A 20,233-nucleotide genomic window follows, 5' to 3' on the forward strand; every position below is an offset into this window, starting at 1 on the left:
AATGAAAATCCACTCCCTGGAATACGAACTTTTGGAGCTACGCCTGGCCGAACCCTATGCCATTGCCTATGAGACGGTCCATTCCAGCGCGAATATTATCCTGAAGGTGATAACCAGGGAAGGCCAGGTGGGCTACGGATGCGCCTGCCCGGACTGGCATGTTACCGGGGAGCGCCCCCATGAGGTACTGCGCCACCTGGAAGGGCCTGTAACCGATCTCCTGACTGGGGAGCCGGCCTTCCGGCGCAGGTACTACCACGAACAGCTCAAAACCCATTCCGGCCTTGGGCCCTCTGCCCTGGCCATGGTAGATATGGCCCTGCTGGATCTCATGGCCCGAAAGGCGGGCGTCCCCCTGTATCAGCTCTTGGGAGGGTACCGGAACCGGATGGCCACCAGCATTACCATCGGCATACTGCCGCTGGACCAGACGCTTGACCATGCGGAACGGTTCCTGAAACAAGGGTTCAGGATCCTGAAGCTGAAAGGAGGGGCCCACCTGGAAGAAGACATTGAAAAGGTGCACCGGCTTCGGGAGCGATTCGGCCCAGGGTTCGACCTCTGGTTCGATGCCAACCAGGGCTATACGGCAGAACAGGCCATTCGTTTTATTTCCATGACCCGGGAGGCCCGAATCGAAATCCTGGAGCAGCCTACCCCTACAGCAGACCCCGAAAGCCTCGGGAAAGTAAGCCGGGAAGTGCCCATCCCCGTAATGGCCGATGAGAGCATCAAATCCCTGGCCGATGCCTTTCACCTGACCAGTGGGGAGATGATCGACATGGTCAACATCAAAATCCAGAAGGTAGGCGGTATACAGGAAGCCGGACATATCAATTCCGTGGCCCGGGCCGGTGGTTTAGAGGTCATGGTCGGGTGCCTGGACGAATGTGGCCTGGGCATTTCCGCAGGCCTGCATTTCGCCCTGAGCCGGCCCAACATCCAATACGCAGACCTGGATGGCCACCTGGACCTGGTAGACGACCCATTCGGCCAGCTGTTCTCGCTGAAGGATGGGGTGCTGATCCCATCCGATTCCCCGGGCCTGGGGCCTATTCCTACGGGAATATAACCTCCCTGGGTTATTGCGCCGCTCCAGGGATATCCATGACACACCGGAACCCCGTATGGCCAAAACCGGAATCCGGGGTGGAACGCATGCGCCGTGAGACGCGGTACCCAGTGCAATAGGATTCACTACACAAAAAGGACCCGCCCCGAATAACAAATTTTTCCGCCTGGGGCTCGACCGGGTCAAAGGACGTTTGCGGACCCTTGGGGTTCGAAAGAGAAGCAGGGTCCTGTTCCAGCCGATAGGTATCGGCCCGGTACCTGTCCTGGCACCATTCCCAGACATTGCCGGCCATGTCGTACAGGCCATAGCCATTAGGTGGAAAGGACCTGACGGGTGCCGTGCCGTAATAGCCGTCGAGGGTATCGTTTCGGAAGGGAAAAATCCCCTGCCAGAAGTTGGCCATAGAGGCTGCTGCCTGGGCGGGTTCATTTCCCCAGGGGTATATGGGATCCTCCAGCCCCCCCATGGCCGCCCACTCCCACTCGGCTTCTGTGGGGAGTCGCTTGCCCGCCCATGCCGCGTAGGCCCGGGCGTCTTCCAGGGAAATGTGCACAACGGGGTGGTCCATCCGCCCCTGAAGCGTACTCCCGGGACCCTCAGGGTGCCTCCAGTCTGCGCCAAGGGTCCAGGTCCACCACTGACTCAGGTCCCTGAGGTCCACCGGCCGGTCTGTTGGCGTGAAAACCAGCGACCCGGCCTCCAGAAGGGAATCCGGGGGCTTGGGTGTGCCGGGGGGCAACTGGGATTTGAGAAGCTCCCAGTCCACCGGACGCTCCGCTGTGGTGATATACCCGGTCTGGTCTGCGAACGCCGCAAACTGCTGGTTGGTCACCTCGGTTCGGTCCATGTAAAAGGCGGAAACACTAACCGGACGCCGGGGCAATTCATCTTCCTGGGCCTGGAGGCTTTTACCCCCCATAAGAAACCGCCCAGGCGGGATACGCACCATTCCCTCAGGGGTCGCCTCCTCCCGGGCCACGGTATCCTGTACCCCAGGTCCCTCCTTTCGGGTGGGATCCTGGCAGGAACGCCCCACTACCAGAAGCAGCAAAAGCAGAAAGATGTATCTTGAGAATGATTTTAGCTGCGGAAGGTTTTCCATAACAGTTACACGTCTGCAGCACAAATTACAACAAACCCATGAAAACCGAATTTGTCGAAATTCAACGATTCAGGCAGTGGTGGTTATGGCTGATCCTTCTCGGCAGTTTCCTGCCTTTGGCCGTATCCTTCTTCCGGAAAATAAACCGGGAAGGGGTATCGCCGGAGGACTTCTCCTTTAGCGGGTGGCTGGTGTATATTGGGATAAACGCCGTGGTTTTCCTGTTTTTCCTGGCCCTGGAATTGCGCACCGAAGTGGACTCCAAGGGTGTGCGGATGCGCCTTCGGTTTGTAGACCGCAAAGTAATCCCCTGGGAAGACGTGCAATCAGCCGAAATCATCACCTATGGCTTTGTAGGCTATGGCCTGAGGTTACTCACCAAATACGGTACAGTATTCAACATAAGCGGCAACAAAGGCCTAGCCATCCGATGCAAAGACGGCAGCCGCTACCTGGTAGGGACCCAGGAGCCGGAAAGGCTCCGGAATACCCTGCAAGCCCTCACGGCCCAACACGCTATTGCCTTTAAAGACACATCTGATCCCCTATGAAACCTCATCTGCGCATCCCATACCTTTTCCTCATTACAGTCCTGTTTTCCGCAGGCTGCCGGCAACAGCCCGAAACCGAGCCCCTGTTCCAACACGGGATAACGGCAGGCCCAACCCCGTGGACTTCCGATACCTTCGAGCCCACAGAACCGGATTTCACCTTTGCCATTATTTCCGACCTGAACGGAGGGGAGCGGCCGGGAGTTTTCAGCCGGGCCGTGGAACAGCTAAACCGCCTAGACCCTACCTTTGTGTTAAGCGTAGGGGACCTGATTGACGGGGGCACGGAAGACAGCCTCCAACTAAAACGGGAATGGGATTTTTTCGAGGCCCGCGCCTCCAGGCTCCAGATGCCCTTCTTCCACCTGGGGGGCAACCACGACCTGACCAATGTAAAAATGCGGGAATTCTGGGCGCAGCGTTTCGGCCCCAGGTATTACCACTTTGTATACGACAACGTCCTGTTCCTGATGCTGGATTCCGAAGATTATAGCGAGGCGCGCATGCATGCCATCTACCAGGCGCGGGATACAGCCCTTCGCATTCTCGATGGTGAACTACCCGGGTCCTATCCGGAATCTACCTATTACCATATGCCGGAACGGAATCTCGGCGGCATGAGCGATGCGCAACTGGCCTATTTTAAAGAGGTGTTGGAGAAATACCCGGATGTGAGGTGGACGTTCCTGTTGATGCACAAACCCCTATGGCTCCGTGAGGACGGGATGGGCCTGAGCAGGGACTATGCCCCTCTGGAAGGCCTGGAAGCTGCATTACAGGGACGCAGGTATACGGTTATTAATGGCCATTTCCACCGGCTGTCTCACCGGAAGCGCCACGGGATGGAGTATCTGATCCTGGGGACTACAGGCGGGAGCCAGGTGGCCGGGGATTCTACAGCCTTCGACCACGTAAGCCTGGTGCGGATGGATACGGTACCTGTCATAACCCATTTGCGGATGGACGGCATCCTTCAATCTGACGGACAACTCCCCCCGGGCAAGGACCCCCACAGGCCCTAGCGGGGTTACTGTTCCAGGCTTCCTGCGCTAAAGCCCTCCAATTCCCCTCCCTGGCACCTGATAACAAAGTCGATGGGGTTGCAGCATACCTCACAGTCCTCCACGTATTGCTGGGCTGGCACAGAGGTGTCGACCAGCACGGAAATGGTTTCCCAGCAATACGGACATTGAAAAAAGTGTTCCAGCACGGTAAAATGGGTTACTCAGAAAGGCTCTGATGTTCTTTTGGGGTTTCCATTGCTAGGGGAATAAGCCCCCTTCCTTGCCCCAAGGATCAAAGTACAGGATATCCCCGCAATTCACCAGCAGAAATAGAAAATTTCGGTTCCCCTGTGCGCCCGCAAACCATGCCTGCCGGCTCTTGTCAGAACTCCAGGTTCAGGAGCTGGCCGGTGAGTTGCAGCAACTGGATCTCCGCCAGTTTGGCATCGTACTTGGCCAGGTTCTTATTGGTCAGGGCATTGAGCAGGTTAATCTGCGCCTGGCGGAATTCGATGGAAGTAATCCGCCCCAGCTGGAATTGCTCGCGAGACCGTTCGAAGTTATTCTGGTTGGTCTGCACATTCTGTTCCTGGATGTGGAAGATCTCCAGGCGGTTCTCATAAATCGCCAGGGCGTTTTCAATATCGCGGGCCACTTCCAGTTCTACCTGCTTCTTGAGCAATTCCTGGTTTTCGAAGGCTATCCTGGCGTTTTTCACCCGTACCGTGGTGCCACCCCCGTCGAAAAGGTTCCAGGTCAGGGTTGCCCCAAGGGCCAAGTTATTGCTGATGGTATTGGTTCCCGGTGCGGTAAAGGCCCCAAATACCCGGGGCGGGCTCTGGGTCCTGTTCCACCCATAAGAACCGTTCAAACCAATGGTGGGGAGGTATCCGGAACGGTTAATCTTAATATCGTACTCGTTGATGGTCAGGTTCCGGGCCGTTTGCAGGATGGCCACGTTGTACTGCATGGCCGTCTCGATGTAGGCCTCCAACTGGGGCCTGGGGATAAAACGGATGACAGTATCTACCTCGAACCCGGCATTCAGATCCCGGCTCAGGACTACATTGAGGTCCCGTTTCACGTTGGCCAGTTGCTGGCGGGCGCTCAGCAGGTTTATGCTGTCATTGGTTACATCTACCTGAGCATTGAGGATATCCAGCTTGGTATTCTGGCCGAATTCAAAGGCATACTCGGCCCGGGTAATGCGGTCCCTGGAAATACGCAACGCCTCTTCGAAGATCCGCTCGTTTTCACTCAGGCGGGCGACTTCAAAGTACACGCTGAACAACTGCAGGATGGTGTTCTCGATGGTTTCCCTGGCCTGCAATTCGCTAAGGGCATACCGCTCCTTGAGGCTCTTATAGTTATAGTAGCGCCCCAACCCGTCAAAAAGGGTGTAGTTCACATTGAGGGAGCCGGTATACTGCTGGGTCTCCGCATCATTGATTTCCACATCGGGTACGGGGTTGCCGTTCTCGTCAAATTGCCCCGGGAATTCCGTCCGGCTGTTGTTGCGGCTGTAGTTGGCGCCGGCAATACCCGTCAGGGTGGGCAAATACCCGGAATTGAGAAGGCTGGCGTTGTTGTCGGCCACTTCCACCTGGTTGCGCGCCACCTGGATGCCGAAATTGTTTTCCAGGGCCAGGGTAACTGCAGTTTCCCGTGTTAGCAGGGTATCCTGTGCCCAAACGGCAGACAGCCCGCCAAGGCAGATACACAAAAGAAATAATCGTCTTATCATTTCAGATTCTTAATATTCGGCAACCCTTTCCCTGGATTTACCACTGCGGGCGCCCGGGCCTTCAGGGCCCTGAGATAAATGCGCTCCGAGGTGCTCCTCCTCCCTCTGTTCCTTAATGGCCCGCTCTACCTCTTCCTTGGTCACGGCATCCCCTGTTTTCAGCCATTTGCCCGTTACTTTAATCCGGTTGTTAAAGGAAAGCAGCAGGGGCAACATCAGCAGGGTCAGGACCGTGGCAAACCCGATGCCATAGGCGATGGAAATAGCCATGGGCTTGAGGAACTGCGCCTGTCGGCTTTTTTCCAACAGCAGCGGGGCGAGGCCCGCTATAGTGGTGGCAGAGGTCAGGAAGATGGCGCGGAACCGCGAGCGGCCGGCCTCAAAGATAGCGTCATCGAATTTCATCCCGCCGCGCAGGTTGGTGTTGAACTTACTTATTAGTACCAACCCGTCATTCACCATAATCCCGATAAGGGCAATGATTCCCAGGGTAGAGGGCATGCTGATGGGGAACCCATGGATCCAGTGGCCCCAGGCCACAGCTGTAAGGCTGAAAGGCACCAGCAGGATCAGCATAATGGGTTGGCTCAGGCTACGGAAGGTAAAGGCAATAGTGATGTAAATCAGGAGCAGCACAGTAAGGCCTGCTGTCTTCATGGAACTGGCCGTTTTGGCAGCCTCCCGGTTCTGGCCTTCATAGGATACAGCCACGGTGGGGTAACGCGAGAGGATATCCGGCAGGACGTCCTGACGGATCCAGGCCAGCATGTCGGTGGCTGTTGTGGTCTCGTCATCCTGGATATCAGCCGAAATCTGGATTTCCCGACGGCCGTCCAGGTGGTTTATGGCCACATCGCCCCGCTGGATGGAATAATTGGCGATTTCCCTCAGAGGCACCCGCTCCCCGGAAGGGGTCACAATGCGCATGTCGTCCAGATCCGTGATGGAAGAACGGTTGCTGCGGTCGTACCGGACCCATACCCGGATCTCATCCTGCCCGCGCTGGAAGCGCTGCACCGGGGCTCCGAAGAACCCGGCCCGTACCTGGTTCATGAGCGAGCGCAGGTCGAGGCCCAGCAAATAGGCGTTTTCCTTGAGGTCCAGGCGGATTTCCTTGATCCCGGCCGGGTCGTTGTCCTCCACGTCCTTAAGGAGCGCATTGTTTTCCATGGCTGCCTTGAGTTCTTCCTTGGCGCCCTTGAGTTCCTGGATATTGTTACCCAGCAGGGAGACCGATACGGGTGAGCCCCCAAAGCGCCCGCCAAACCCGTAGACCAGGCTTTCTACTCCGGTAACAGGGCCCATTAGTTCCCGGATCCTGTTCGAAACGATAACCGACCCCACCTGGTCGGGGCGTTCTTCGCCCGGCAGAAGGTTGATGGTAAGGGTAGCCTGGGAAGACCCGGGCCCTATGGACTTGATAATGTTTTCAAACATCTGTTTGCCCGTGCCCTGCAGGTATTGTTCAGTAAGCTCCTGGTTTACGATAATGGCCTTTTCCTCAATAAGATCAATGATGGAATCGGTTACCCGTTCATTGGTCCCATTAGGCATGGTCAGTTCCACCGAAACCCGGTCGCTGGCAATATTGGGGAAGAAGGAGGTGCGAACCACCCCTCCGCCAATGGAGCCCAGGGTCAGGACAAAAGCGGTGATGAAAAACGCGAAAGTGAGCACCTTGTGCTTCAGGGTAAAATGCAGGGTAGGCGTGTAGAGTTTATCCCGCATCCACATCATGAAGCGGTCTCCAATTCTGTTGATTTCGCGGAGTTTTGAAAAGGCTTTTCCCAGGAGGGTTTTAGGCCCTTTACGCTCCCGACTGAGGGCCTTGGAATGCGCCAGGTGGGCCGGGAGTATGATCAGAGCCTCCACCAGCGACACCAATAGGGTCAGGATCACAATGACCGATACCTCCCCGAAAAATTCCCCAAGGCGACCGTCCAGGAAAAAGAACACCGAAAACGCGAGTATCGTGGTTATGATGGCCGAGACAATAGGCGGGATTACCTCCATGGTCCCATCGATAGCGGCCTGTATGGGGTTTTTACCCTTTTCGTAGTGCTGGTAGATATTTTCGGCAATCACAATACCGTCATCCACCAGGATCCCGACTACAATAATCATCCCGAAGAGAGAAAGTACGTTGATGGTCACATCGAATAGGGGGGCGAAAATAAACATCCCCAAGAAGGAGATGGGCAGGCCAAAGGCCACCCAGAATGCGAGCCGGGTATTCAGAAAAAGGGAGAGGAAAATGAGGACGAGTACCATCCCCATGATAGCGTTCTCTGTAAGGAGCTGGGTCCGTTGGTTCAGGGTCACGGACTGGTCGCTGACCACGTTGAGCTGGACGTTGTTGTACTTCTGGTTAAACTCGGTGATGTATTCTTTTACCTTGTCGGCCGAGGAGAGGAGGTCTTCCGTGTTGGTACTGTTGATTGAAACGTTCACGGAAAGCTTGCCATCCAGGTAGGAAGCATTGGGCGTTTCGGAGAACCGGTCCCGTATGGTGGCCACGTCCTTCAGGCGCACGGTCTTCCCGGTGGCATCCCCCCGGATGATGAGGTGGGATAGCTCGTCCCCGTAATAGGAACGGTTGTTGGCCCGGATCAGGTATTCCTCCGTATCGGTTTTGATGTTCCCCCCGGTGACCAGGATGTTGGCGTTGGCAATGGCATTAGCCACCTCGTTAAAGGTGAGGTCATAGGCCAGCAGGCTGGTCTCGTTTACGGCAATCTCAATCTCCTCTTCCGGGAAGCCCGAAACCGTTATCTGGGAGATCCCCTCCATGCCCCGGATGTCGTTTTCGATCTGGCGGGCAATTTGCTTGAGGGTTACCAGGGGGACCTGGTCTCCGCTGATGGCAAAGTTGATGGTGGGGCGGATCGGCCGCTGTTTGGATACCACAAGGGGCTCCATGCCCGTAGGGAATGTAGGCACCTGGTCTACGGCGTTCTTGACCTCCAGGAGCATAAAGTCCACATCCCGGCCCTTTTCGATCTCGATATTGATGGTCCCGCTGTTCTCCCGGGAAACGGAAGTCACACGCTCTACCCCTTCCAGGCCCTTTAGGTTGTCTTCAATTTTCAGGACTACCCCTTCCTCGATTTCCTGGGGGGAGGCCCCGGGATAGGCAATGTTGATGGAGAGGTTCCGGGACTCCACCAACGGGAAGAAGGAGGAATTCAGGTTTTTGGCCCCGTAAATACCAAAAATCACAAAGGCGATGATCATGACATCTACCGCCACATGGTATTTGATGAAATAGGAAATCAGGTTACGCATCCGGAAAGGGTCACTTAGATTAGTTGGCAGGGGAATCTCCCTGGAAAATCTTTACCAGCATCCCTGCATAAGCACCCACTACAGGACGGGACACAATGGTGGTTCCGTCCGGAACGGCCTTCAGGACCACAGACTTATCGGTAAAGTAAACGGGCTTAACGTCCATCAGGTCCAGCACGCTGTCGCGGACTACAAAAATCTGGTCGTTCTCCAGGAGCAGGCTCCGACTGATCTCAATGGCATCGGGCTCCTCCTTGGCACTGAGGCTGGCTTCCAGGTACATTCCTTCCTTTAGGGAGCGGTCCCGGACCTCAATAAAGGCCGTAATGGTCTGGGAGGTCTGGTCTACCCGGGAGTTGATCCGCGCCACGCGGCCTGTGTAGGACTGGGTGCGCTCCAGGTTGGTCAGCTCCACGGCTTCCCCGATCCGGAGCATGTCGCTGTAGGTTTTGGGGATGGCCACCTCCAGCTCATACACCTCCGTGTCGATGAATTCGCCAAGCTTCTGCCCGGAGCGGATAAGGGTGCCTTCTGTAACAAGGGTTTCTGTCAATACCCCGGCAAAAGGGGCCCTGATATTGTATTTGGCGAGGCGTTCCTCCAGGTTCTTGACGTTGTAATAACTGGTAAGGATGCCCCGGCCGGAGATAAAATACCGCTCCTTTTCCGAGGTCATTTCGGGAAGGGCGGGCGTTACCTTATCCATATCAAACCCGCTGAGGTATTGTTGCCACTTGGGGCTTACCTCCGGGTAGTCCAGGCGCAGGTCCGGCATGATGGAGGTGATGAGGTTGTACAAATTGCTCTTGGCCGACTGCACACTGGCGCGGTACTCTGCCGCATCTATGCCTATAATGAGTTCGCCGGCCCGGTAGGCCTGGCCCGGCTTAAAGAGTTTGTTGCCGCGTTTAAAGACTCCCTGGACCTCTGAAAACAGTTCCATCCGCTGCCGGGCCACGAGGTTACCGTTGGCCGGGACCACAATGGGAATGGAAGTGTTTTGAACCGTGTCTACAAAAACGGTTTTAACCACCCGGTTTGGCCTTGGGGCCGGGGTGGTTTTACTATCGATAATAACTTTCGCAAAATAAAAAGAGAGGGCAATCAGGACGACACCCAATATCGAAAGGACGATTTTTCTTGTATCCATGCAGGCAGATTGGTCCGTTTAAGACTCCAAAACTATCCATAAGTTTAACCGGGCTTCGTTAAATAAATCATAAATACCCTTGAACAAAAAAAGGGCGCCCGAAAGCGCCCCTCCAACAGCTACGTTGAAAACTAACCTAATCACTCATTGTCAACGTCGTCAAATTTCGTGTCCGCCATCCGGGTACGGGAAAAGTTCAGGTTGCGGTAATCGATATCGGCCTTCTCCACGTCGTAATCGAAGACCAGAAGTTGCCGGGTATTGATTTTCCCGAGGTTTTGGTAATTGTCAAAGTCGTTGTGCTGCAATTGCAGGACCTCCAGGCTGGCCAGGTTCTCAAAACTCTCCGGAATAGCCCCACCCAGTTTGTTGTTGGACAGCACCAGCTCGCGCAGGGCGGTCAGTTTCCCAATGCTCTCCGGGATATCCCCAAAGAGTTGGTTGTCGAACAGGCCTAAAACCTCCAGCTTCTCATTCTGCCCGATGCCGTCGGGGATCCGCCCGTAAATCATGTTACTGGAAAGGTTCAGAATCTCCAGGTGTCCGAGCTCCCCGATCCGGGCCGGGATGCGGCCTGAAAGGAAGTTGTTGAACGCTGAAAGTTCCTTGAGGTCCTTCATATCGCCCACCGTCTCCGGGATCTTTCCCTTCAGGCGGTTCATCTCTATTTTCAGCACCTGGAGTTTCTTCAGGTTAAAAACGGTTTCGGGCAACTGGCCGGTGAGGTTGTTGAATGCGAGGTTCAGTATGCGCAGCTCGCTCAGTACCCCTAGGGTCTCCGGCAGGGGACCCATCAGGTTATTGTGAAACAATTCCAGGGCCACTACATGGCCATCCTCTACGGTTACCCCATACCAGTCGGCAACCGGGGTATCCGGGTTCCATTTCCGAACCCAGTGGAGGCCGTTGGTCCCCCTGAAGAGATCCATCAGGGCCTCTTTCTCCTGCTCAGGGATTTGGGCAAACCCGCTTTGCAGACCCAGGCCCAAGGCTACTACCGTTAAAAACCAAACGACACGCATTATAACTTTTTCTTATAGTATAACGATGTATTTTCCTACAATATTACAAATTCCTACATACGGGCCCTCTTTTTAAACGCCCTATCTTCAGAAAATGTTGTGAAAATTCGATAACCAGTGGTGAAATGGAAATTCCCCTTAGCCGAGGGAGTCCAGCTCGGCAGAAAGGGCTGCCCAATCTTCCATTAATCCCTCCAGGATTGCTTTACGCTGCTGGTACGTATCGAAGAATTCCGGGTCGGAAACCGTCTTGTCGTATTCCATCTGCAGGGCGTAATCCATCTCCCCGATTTCCTTTTCCAGCCCGGCAATTTTGGTTTCCAGGGTCCCAAGGCGGTTTTTCAGGGAGCGTTTCCGCTTGCGCGCCTCGTAATTCTCCGCACCATCCGATGGCGCCTGTTCGTTTTTCGAAACGGTAGGTACTGCTTCCCCTTTTTCAATACTGCGGAAATCCTCCGCCTTCCGCTCTTTCAGGTAAAAGTCGATATCCCCCAGGTAGGGTTTGATCCCGCCATCGCGGAACTCGTAAACCTGATTGGTAAGCCCCTGCAGGAAATCCCGGTCGTGGGAGACCAGGATGAGGGTCCCTTCAAAATGCTTCAGGGCTTCCTTGAGTACTTTCTTGGAAGGGATGTCCAGGTGGTTGGTCGGTTCGTCCATGACCAGGACGTTGAAGGGTTGCAGCAGCATGCGCGCCAGGGCCAGTCGGTTGCGTTCCCCACCGGAAAGTACCTTTACCGGCTTCTCCACATCGTCGCCCCGGAAAAGGAAAGCACCCAGGATATCCCGGACCCTGGGGCGGGTTTGTTCGGTAGCGGCATGGATCATGGCATCCTCCACCGTTTGGGACCCTTCCAGGAAGTCTGCCTGGTTCTGGGCAAAATACCCGATCTGTACGTTGTGGCCCAGGGTACACCCGCCCTGGTAGTCCAGATCCCCGACCAGGATCCGGGCCAGGGTGGTCTTGCCCTGTCCGTTTTGCCCCACAAAGGCAATTTTACTGCCCCGCTCCACCAGCAGGTCTATATCCTGCAGGACGGTGTTAGACCCATAGGTCTTGGAGAGGCCTTCCAGTTCCGCTACCACCTTTCCCGGGCGGACAGAAACCGGAAACCGCAGGTTCATGACCTGGGAATCTTCCATATCCACCTCAATGCGCTCCATCTTGTCCAGCTTCTTGATCAGGGACTGGGCCATGGAGGCTTTGGAGGACTTGGCACGGAACCGTTCAATGAGGCGTTCGGCCTGCTGAATCTCGCGTTGCTGGTTCTTAAGGGCACTGAGTTGCTGTTGCCGGATTTCTTCCCGCATCTCCAGAAAAGCCGTGTAGGGCTTGCGATAGTCGTAAAGCCGACCCAGGGAAATCTCGATGGTCCTGTTGGTGACCTGGTCCAGGAACATCCGGTCGTGGGAAACCAACACCACGGCCCCGGGAAACTGCCTCAGGAATTCCTCGAGCCAGATGATGGAATCGATATCAAGGTGGTTGGTAGGCTCGTCCAGGAGCAAGAGGTCGTTTTCCTGCAGCAGGAGCTTGGCCAGTTCCACCCGCATGCGCCACCCTCCGGAGAATTCCGTGGTCTGGCGCTGGAAATCGGTACGTTGAAACCCGAGGCCCATCAGGATTTTCTCGGTTTCCCCCTGATAGCGGTACCCCCCTATCAGCTCAAAGCGGTGGGTAAGTTCACTCAGGTCCACCATAAGCTGATGGTAGGCCTCGCTGTCGTAATCCGTACGGGTGGCCAAAGAGGCATTTACCTGTTCCAGGGCCGCCTCCACCTGCTGGATTTCCCCAAAGGCCGTATAGGCTTCCTGGAGAACCGTCCGGCCCTTTTCAAAGTCCAGGTCCTGTTTCAGATACCCCAGTTTCAGGTCCTTTTCCCGGGCAATGGTCCCGCTGGAGGGCTGCATTTCGCCTGAAAGCAGGCGCAACAGGGTCGATTTCCCGGCCCCGTTCTTGCCGATGAGCCCCACGCGGTCGCCCGGCCCCAGTTGAAAGGACAGGTCCTCAAAGAGGGTTTCCCCTGAAAATTGGACACCGAGTTTATGGACGTTTACCATCTGGACATATTACAGGGCAGGGGCCTGTGGATTGCGGTTGCAAAAGTCCGAAAAAAAAAGCAGACGGGCACCAGGCCTAAGGGCGCCTGGCTTTGCGGTAGTATCTTTCAATATCCATATCTGCAGGCAAAGGGCGACCTTTTGAGATGAAGGCCCAGAGACAGGAAGCCGCATACGGGGCAATGAGTACCCCGCGGGAACCCAGGCCGTTGACCAGGTATAGGTTGGGATGCTCCGGGTGCCGGCCCACCAGGGGCCTGCGGTCCGGCACCGTTGGGCGTATTCCGGCTTGCTGGGCCTCTACCTCATAGGGGCAGCGGATAAAGGTATCTAGCCGTTCCAAAAGGGTTTCGCGGGCCTTGGCCGTAGTGTCCTGGGAATAGTCGTTCCAGGCATAGGTGGCACCAACCCGGTACCGATCCCCGCCCAGGGGGATGATGAACGCCCCGGATTTGATCACGGCTGCTTCCCGGAGCTCCGGGGCCCGGATGGTCAGTAATTCCCCTTTGGTACCCTGCAGGGGCAGGTCCGAGAAAAAGGGGTTCTGCAACATCCCGTACCCTTCGCAAAAAATGACCCCCCGGGCCTGGATTCCCTTATAGGAGATGCCTGTAGGGTGGAACTCCAGGGCCTCGTATTCGAAGGACTCCGATAAAAGGTGGCCCTCCCGGTGCAGGCTTTTGCTGTAGGCCTCCAACAAGGCGGCGGTATCCACTTTCCCTGTATGCTTTACCCTGCCGTAGCCAAATGGGGCATCCAGCGCCGGGTTCTCATTTGGGATGATCCGGGGCTCCAGAAAATCGGCAAGCCCGGGTTTGTCTGCAGCCTCAAACCAGGCATTTTGCTCTCCCGCCGAGGCAAACCGCCGCATTACCGGGAGTTTGGCATCCACACGGATCCCCAGGCGCGCTTCCAGGTTGGTGTACAGGGGAATGGAATGCGCCATGAGCTCCCCGCCCTTCCAGCTGAGGTTTAACCTTTTCAGGACCACCGGGTTGTAAAGCCCCCCTGCCACCCGGGACGCACGCTGGGAGCGGTTGTCGAATAGCCGGAAACTCTGGCCGGCTTCCCTCAGGGTTTCGGCCATGGCCATCCCGGCCAGGCCGCCGCCTACAATGAGATAATCCACCATGGGGCAAAGGTAGGGAAGTTCCTTGGGGCGCATAAAAAAAGATCCCGGCCAAATGGGCCGGGACCTTGATTCGATTGAATTGGAAAATCGTAGTTCTTGCTGGCCCTCCGGCCAGCGGGGCAAGGGTTAATACGCCCACATATCCTGTTCGCGGTTGCGGATCTGTTCTTTGATCCGCTCCGATTCCAGGAGTTGGAACAGGGCGTTGTCTGCGATGTAGTCGCGGATTTCCCTGTCGCCATGAACGTTGTCTTCCTTATAGATGACCCCGTTAAACCGCCGCGCGTTGAGCAGCATATCGAAGGATATGGGCTGGGCGGAATTGCGTTGGTTGAACACCTTTGCCTCATGCAGGATCTGGCGGGCACTGGGGTACCAAACCCAGAACAGTTCCACCAGGGCGTCTTCCGGGGCCATGGTATCGTCGTCGATAAAGTTGACGTCCGGGGCCACCGGGGCAATCCCCAGCAGTCGGTACTTCAGCTCGCCCTGCCGTTTGTCGAAATACCAGATCCCTTTGACACGGTACTCCTCAATATCGGCGGCAGTAAGCTCCCTGCGGTTGATGAACTCCGGAGAAATCTGCTCCCCGGCGTTGAGTTGCTCGTACCCCAGGTCCGTGGTATCCACTTTCTGGAGGGTGTATTTCAGGTCTTCGAACTTACGCTTCTCGGTAAAGTACGAATCCACATATACATCGCTGAGCTTCCCGTTTTTGATGTTCTTGATCAGCACATGATACAGCGACCGGCGGTCCGGCGCGATATCGATGGTGTCTGTGGGGTAGTACAGCGGGAAGTTCACCCGCTCGTCCAGGTCAATGGTTTCCCACACGGTCTTGGACCAAAGGATATCCCTGTCGTCTACGTAGCCGTAGTCCAGGGGCTTATCGTTGTCCAGTTCCTTCTGGGCTTCGGTCCGTACCCCGATCTGTTCCGGCTTCTTCGCGTTGAGGATGTTGGCCTGGGCCATTCCGGCTGCCGGAAGCACTGCGAGTACCCCGAGTGTTACTATTCGTTTCCAATTCATGGTTTTACCCTCTTGTATTTATGGTTTAGGTAACCGGCGGGCGGGCCGGCGGGCCCGCCCTTCGGTTTAGCACATTCTAGTTGGTGATCTCCACGAATACGGGAGATACCTTCTTCAACTTGTAACTCTTGTTATTGGTAATATAAGCCTGGATATCGAAGATCTGTACGGCATCGCCGCGCTTCACACGAGCCAGGGCAGATTTGGCGCGGGCATCGAGTTTGTTGCCCTGTACGTTAACCGTGGGCTGGCCCGGCACCTTAAACTTGAAGCCACTGACTTCCAGGTTCAGGTCGAAATCGAAATCCTCCAGCATGGCGCCGATGGTAGACAGTTCCAGGTTGCGTTTCGGCATCTGGATACTACCGGTCTCGCCACGTACGGCACCTTCAGGACGCGGGATATCCTTGATACGGAACTCGCTGCGCGTGCTGATGTTCTGACCGTCGGGCAGGGTACCACTGGCCGTAATGGTCACGGTACGCCCGGTTCCGGGGTTCATCACGTAGTTGCTGCCGCTGCGCTTGCTCAGGCCGGCGGCCGAAGCCGTTACCTTGTTGTCCGGGATACCGGGGATGGAGATGGTCATGGGGTTGGCCACTCCGCGGTATACCACGTTCATCTTGTCGGCAGAAATTACCGCTGCATTCGGCTTGGAGATGGTAGAGAAGGAGTTCTTAACCGGAACTTCAGTCTCGGCACCGTCCTGCATGTAATACAGCATACCGGCAATTTCGTGGTCTCCCGGGTTGCCTGCTCCGATGAGCATTTCAACCCCACCTTCCTTCAGGCGGTAATCCGTCCCTTCGGACAGTTTGCGACCGTCCAGGGTGAGCTCGGCGCGAACCGGCTTGGCAGACTTGTCGGTCTTGCCCAGTACCAGGCTTCCGCTGAATTTCTCCCCGGCGTAGAAGGCCGATTTCTCAGACTCCAGCAGGGTGGAGAAGTTGGAAAGGGATACCTGGCTGGTCAGCTCGCCTTGCAGCATGGCTTTCAGGGCAGCCTCCTCGGTTGCCTTGATATCAGATTGCAGGGAAGTGAGCTTGGTCAGGGAGGCGATAAGCGGGAAGCCTTCGTAGTGATAGTTGATCCAATCTACTTTGGCCCCGTCGCGACGCGCCACCTTACCGTTTTCGTCCCCGGTCTCGAAACGGGTTTCAACCGCTTCTTTTACGTCCGGGAAACCATCACCGAGGATACTGACCACCTGGGTCCGGTACTCATTGATCCGATTCATGAATTCCTGACCGGTAGGTCCGAGCTTATCGCCCTGGAAAAATTTCTGATCCAGGTAGTCGGACTTGTCCATGACCTGATAGTCGGTCGGGTCTTCGATGTCCTTAACCATTTCAGCCTTGAGGTCCTCGAGCCAGGTGTAGTACTCCTGGGAGAGCTGCTTGATCTGCTGAGCGTCTTTGTAGAGCTCCGCATACTTGGCAGCATCCTCTCCGGCTTTGGTTTCGAGGCTTGCGAGGAACGCTGCGTTGTTCTCGCTTGCCTTTTCATTGGAGGCTTCCAGCTTGGCATTCATCAAGCCGAAGGCGGCCAGAACCTCCTTACTCATATTTAAAGCCAACATCGCGATGAAGATCAAGTACATAAGGTTGATCATCTTCTGACGTGGTGTTTGTTTTCCTGATGCCATTGTGTCTAATCAGTTGTTAATAGTTACTTTGATTTGGGATTTTTGCTAGAACAACACGATTAGTTTCTGTTCATGGCAGACAGCATACCTCCGTAAACGCCGTTCAGGGAAGAAAGGTTGCTGGCCAGGGATTCCATCTGATCTTTGAGGGCTCCTGCATTCTGTACCACTTCCTCGTTGATGGAAGCCTGACGGGAGGCATTCTCCAACTGAACCTTGTAAAGGCTGTTCAGGGATTCCATTTGAGAAGCGGCCTGAGAGAGCTCGTCGTTGTATTTCTTGGTAGACTGGATGGCATCGGCAGTCGGGGCAATGCCTTTGGCAGCACCTTCGAAGTTGCGGATGCTCTCGCCCAGGCTGGTCATCAGCTCGGCGTCGATGTTGGCTTCTTTCAGCAGCTCATCGAGCTTCTTGGAAAGCAGACCTTCGGCTTCCTTGGCCTCGGCAGCAGCATTCTTACCACCTTTGGATTGTCCTCCGGAAAGTTCCGGGTACACCAGGGACCAGTCGTATTCGTCGTCTACCGGTTCAAAGGCGCTTATCGCGAAGATCAGGGCTTCGGTAATAAGACCTACCGCGAGAAGCAGACCACCGGTAAGGGGGCCAAACTCCCAGTGAAGGATCTTGAACAGGGCCCCGATGATTACCACCGAAGCTCCAAGGCCGTAGGCCATGTTAAAGAGCTTTTTTGTTGATTTAGATTGTGCCATAATTTGAAATTTAAATGAAGATTGAAGTTAACAATAAGTATTTGGTTGCGTTTGTTCGGTTTTGAATACCGGGGGATGTTTACTGGGTTGAATCTTCTTCTCCCATGTAATCCTGTACGGTGCGGAAGCCAATGTAGCTCCGGGCCGAATCCCTGTATTCGTAATCTCGCGTACTCACCTGAAGGAAGTACGCCACATCCTTCCAGGACCCACCCCGGATCACTTTCCGGGTGTTGTTCTGGGTATCCGCATTCGGGTTCATTGTGGATGCGTACTCGTAGGAACCGGAATAATAGCTGGAGTTGGTCCACTCCGAAACGTTTCCGGCCATATTGTAAAGGTTGTAATCGTTGGGCTCGTAAGACTTGGCCTCTACGGTGTAAAGGGCCTGGTCTGCGGCGTAGTCCCCACGCTGCGGCTTGAAGTTGGCCATAAAGCAGCCGGTATCGGAGATCACGTACGGGCCACCCCAGGGGTAGGTCCCCCCTTCGATGCCCCCGCGGGCTGCATATTCCCACTCGGCCTCGGTAGGCAGGCGGAACTGGTTCACAAACTGTTTACCGCGCTCGCGCTGGTCATCGTTCTTGTATTTGGTACGCCAGTTGCAGAACGCCTTGGCCTGGGTCCAGGACACCCCAACTACCGGGTAGTCGCTATAGGCATCGTGCCAGAAATAATCGTTGTGCATGGGCTCATTATAGGAGTACTCAAAGTCGCGGATCCAGACGGTGGTGTCCGGGTAGATGGACGTCTCCTCCTTGCGGATGAAATCCTTCCGGCGGCCGGTCTTGGCCCGGGCGGCGGCTTCGATATCCATCCAGGTATACTTATAAACGAGCTTGGTTACATCTATGGTGCGCTGCCCGTTGTATGCCTCTTCCTCAGGGATGTACATGGAGTCCATCACCTCGGCATAGTACTCGTCCGGGTAATCGGAGGTATCCCATACCAGGTCCTCATCCTTGTTGAGGGCGCGGTTTTCGAAATAATCCTCCCCGAAACCGTAATTGTCCATCATGTACTTGTCGTACACAGACAAGTTGGCGGTATCGGCATCCTTAAAGGCATATTGCCCGATCCCGTCGTCTTCCGGGCCCAGGCCGAGCTCGTCGGCCAGGATGGCCAGCTTGCTGCGCACAACCGAATCCTTTACCCATTCCACGAACTGACGGTATTCGCTATTGGTAATCTCGGTGTCGTCCATATAAAAAGACCGGACGGTAACAGTCTTGGTAGGGGCATTGAGCAGGTTGCCCATATCTTCTTCGCTTTTACCCATTATAAAGGAACCCCTTGGGATGAGTTCCATGCCATACGGTTTTTCTGGGTACCATTTTTTCCCGCGAACGCCTACCAGTTCCCCTTTTGATTTGGAACCACAGCTACTCAGCAAAAAAACACACGCTAAAGATGAAAACAATAGCTTCTTCATACGTTAGGTCAATTTCGGTTAAGATTGTACGGTACTATCTTTTAATTATTCACTAAAACTTAAAAACGAATAATTTATTGTACGATAGCGCCTAATCTCGCTAATTCAATGTCGGTTTAGTTGAAGCCTTTCTTGTAGGCCTTGAACCACCGTTCCGGGATGTTCTGATCGCAGGCGTCCAGGTAGTCCCTCTCGGTGCAAGGTAATAACGCCGTTGCATTGGATTTAGTATGCCCTGTGAGCAGGTTTGGTACCTCCACCCACCAACGGGAGGTCAGGGCGCTTTTGTAGAAGTGCAGTTCTTCGGAATCGCAGGGTACGATGTAGTGGGTAAAATCCGGGTTGGATTCCGAAGGATTTTCGCTAACGCGGAAGTTGTGCCCTTCCAGGAAATACCAGATCATCTGGGCTACCAGCTGGAAGGACTGGGGGTTGTTTTCAATTTCGAAGATCCCGAGGGCAGCTATCCGGTCGCCCATACCCGCATACCGGGTAATGGCGCAGATTTCCCGCCCGGTAAACCCATTGGGCGAGAAGTGTTCGCTCATCCCCATTTCGCAGGCACGCACGGCACGGGCATCGATGCTCACCAGATGGGCGTTGCGCAGTACGGGCTCGGCAAGGGCCACGTCGGCCGTGATTTCCCCCAAGCGGTAGGCGTCGAAAAAGAGCCGTTCCATCAGGTCCACTTCTTCCTGGGCATTGAAGTAACTCTGGTACCCGATATTGGAAAAATTAAACAGGTTGTTCGGCTTGTCTGTAATGATCCGGCTCATGTAGGAATTGGAGGAGATCAGTTCCTCATCGGCGCCGAAGTCGAAGCGGCTGTCTACCGAAACCAGGTTGACCATGTCTTTTATACCGTCGAAGGCGCGGTACATCGGGTAGGTAATATCCTGGGTGGCCCCCAGGACAATCGGGATGATTCCCTCCTCCAGGAGTCCGGCCATAATTTCGCGCACCACGAAGTAGGTGTCATCCACGGTTTCCCCCTCATCGATATCCCCCAGGTCTATAATCGTATCGTTCCAGTTCCCCAGCATGAGGCGGTAGAGCTGCAGGCGGAGCTCCTCCAGGTCCAGGCGGTTGTGCTTCTTGATAAAGGCATTGCGGGACTCGAATACCCCCACTATGGCAAAGGTAGCCCCGGCCAGTACCGGGAGGCCATCCTGTTCGGTATGCTTATAGATAAGCTGGCCCAATGCCTGGGGAGGCATCAGTTCGCAATGGGCCAGGACTTTTTGGGAGACGGGTTGGAGAAAATCGAATGCCATGGGCCCTATACCTTATT

16 protein-coding genes are annotated in these 20,233 nt (G+C 55.2%); 3 read left to right on the top strand and 13 right to left on the bottom strand.

What is annotated here, in order from left to right:
* Position 1 precedes the first annotated feature (1 nt).
* Positions 2-1,072 carry a mandelate racemase/muconate lactonizing enzyme family protein gene (locus CA832_RS00335; protein WP_088339574.1) on the top strand — a complete coding sequence of 357 codons (1,071 nt, stop codon included), beginning with the start codon at positions 2-4 and terminating at the stop codon, positions 1,070-1,072.
* A 10-nt stretch (positions 1,073-1,082) separates the two neighbouring features.
* Here the strand turns inward: CA832_RS00335 and CA832_RS00340 are convergent, their stop codons facing one another.
* Positions 1,083-2,126, bottom strand: coding sequence for a formylglycine-generating enzyme family protein (locus CA832_RS00340; protein WP_233131670.1), 1,044 nt, complete (start codon positions 2,124-2,126; stop codon positions 1,083-1,085).
* A gap of 89 nt (positions 2,127-2,215) precedes the next feature.
* On the opposite strand from CA832_RS00340, the gene CA832_RS00345 reads away from it, so the two are divergent.
* Both CA832_RS00345 and CA832_RS00350 read left to right on the top strand, forming a co-directional pair.
* Complete coding sequence (locus CA832_RS00345; protein WP_088339576.1) at positions 2,216-2,728, top strand: hypothetical protein; 513 nt, start codon at positions 2,216-2,218, stop codon at positions 2,726-2,728.
* Complete coding sequence (locus tag CA832_RS00350; RefSeq protein WP_088339577.1) at positions 2,725-3,750, top strand: metallophosphoesterase family protein; 1,026 nt, start codon at positions 2,725-2,727, stop codon at positions 3,748-3,750. Before CA832_RS00345 ends, CA832_RS00350 begins: the two co-directional genes overlap by 4 nt.
* Before the next feature lie 5 nt (positions 3,751-3,755).
* On the opposite strand, the gene CA832_RS00355 is transcribed toward CA832_RS00350, so the two are convergent.
* The 12 genes from CA832_RS00355 to CA832_RS00410 all read right to left on the bottom strand — a co-directional run bounded on the left by CA832_RS00355 (position 3,756) and on the right by CA832_RS00410 (position 20,216).
* Positions 3,756-3,938, bottom strand: a complete 183-nt coding sequence (locus CA832_RS00355; RefSeq protein ID WP_088339578.1) for a CPXCG motif-containing cysteine-rich protein — start codon at positions 3,936-3,938, stop codon at positions 3,756-3,758.
* 176 nt (positions 3,939-4,114) lie between these two features.
* Positions 4,115-5,476, bottom strand: a complete 1,362-nt coding sequence (locus CA832_RS00360) for a TolC family protein (protein ID WP_088339579.1) — start codon at positions 5,474-5,476, stop codon at positions 4,115-4,117.
* Positions 5,477-5,485: 9 nt separating this feature from the next.
* A complete protein-coding gene (locus CA832_RS00365) occupies positions 5,486-8,761 on the bottom strand; it encodes an efflux RND transporter permease subunit (protein WP_088339580.1) in 3,276 nt (1,091 codons plus the stop codon).
* A gap of 19 nt (positions 8,762-8,780) precedes the next feature.
* The gene (locus CA832_RS00370; RefSeq protein ID WP_088339581.1) at positions 8,781-9,911 is read right to left on the bottom strand and encodes an efflux RND transporter periplasmic adaptor subunit; all 1,131 of its coding nucleotides are present in this window, start codon (positions 9,909-9,911) and stop codon (positions 8,781-8,783) included.
* A 140-nt stretch (positions 9,912-10,051) separates the two neighbouring features.
* Positions 10,052-10,933 carry a hypothetical protein gene (locus tag CA832_RS00375; protein ID WP_088339582.1) on the bottom strand — a complete coding sequence of 294 codons (882 nt, stop codon included), beginning with the start codon at positions 10,931-10,933 and terminating at the stop codon, positions 10,052-10,054.
* A 138-nt stretch (positions 10,934-11,071) separates the two neighbouring features.
* On the bottom strand, positions 11,072-12,994 hold the full coding sequence (locus CA832_RS00380; RefSeq protein ID WP_088339583.1) for an ABC-F family ATP-binding cassette domain-containing protein: 1,923 nt from the start codon (positions 12,992-12,994) through the stop codon (positions 11,072-11,074).
* 76 nt (positions 12,995-13,070) lie between these two features.
* Entirely contained in the window at positions 13,071-14,159 is a 1,089-nt protein-coding gene (locus CA832_RS00385) for an NAD(P)/FAD-dependent oxidoreductase (RefSeq protein WP_233131671.1), read from the bottom strand.
* Between the two features lie 93 nt (positions 14,160-14,252).
* Positions 14,253-15,155 (bottom strand): type IX secretion system ring subunit PorN/GldN, encoded by a 903-nt coding sequence (porN, locus tag CA832_RS00390; RefSeq protein ID WP_088339584.1) that lies wholly within the window; start codon positions 15,153-15,155, stop codon positions 14,253-14,255.
* A gap of 76 nt (positions 15,156-15,231) precedes the next feature.
* Positions 15,232-16,800 (bottom strand): type IX secretion system motor protein PorM/GldM, encoded by a 1,569-nt coding sequence (porM, locus tag CA832_RS00395; RefSeq protein WP_088339585.1) that lies wholly within the window; start codon positions 16,798-16,800, stop codon positions 15,232-15,234.
* 59 nt (positions 16,801-16,859) lie between these two features.
* The gene (porL, locus tag CA832_RS00400; protein ID WP_088339586.1) at positions 16,860-17,510 is read right to left on the bottom strand and encodes a type IX secretion system motor protein PorL/GldL; all 651 of its coding nucleotides are present in this window, start codon (positions 17,508-17,510) and stop codon (positions 16,860-16,862) included.
* Between the two features lie 79 nt (positions 17,511-17,589).
* A complete protein-coding gene (porK, locus tag CA832_RS00405) occupies positions 17,590-18,942 on the bottom strand; it encodes a T9SS ring complex lipoprotein PorK/GldK (protein WP_088339587.1) in 1,353 nt (450 codons plus the stop codon).
* Between the two features lie 116 nt (positions 18,943-19,058).
* Positions 19,059-20,216 carry a formimidoylglutamase gene (locus CA832_RS00410; protein WP_088339588.1) on the bottom strand — a complete coding sequence of 386 codons (1,158 nt, stop codon included), beginning with the start codon at positions 20,214-20,216 and terminating at the stop codon, positions 19,059-19,061.
* Positions 20,217-20,233: the final 17 nt, after the last annotated feature.

The organism is Robiginitalea sediminis (assembly GCF_002198115.1).
Classification (GTDB): Bacteria; Bacteroidota; Bacteroidia; order Flavobacteriales; family Flavobacteriaceae; genus Robiginitalea; species Robiginitalea sediminis.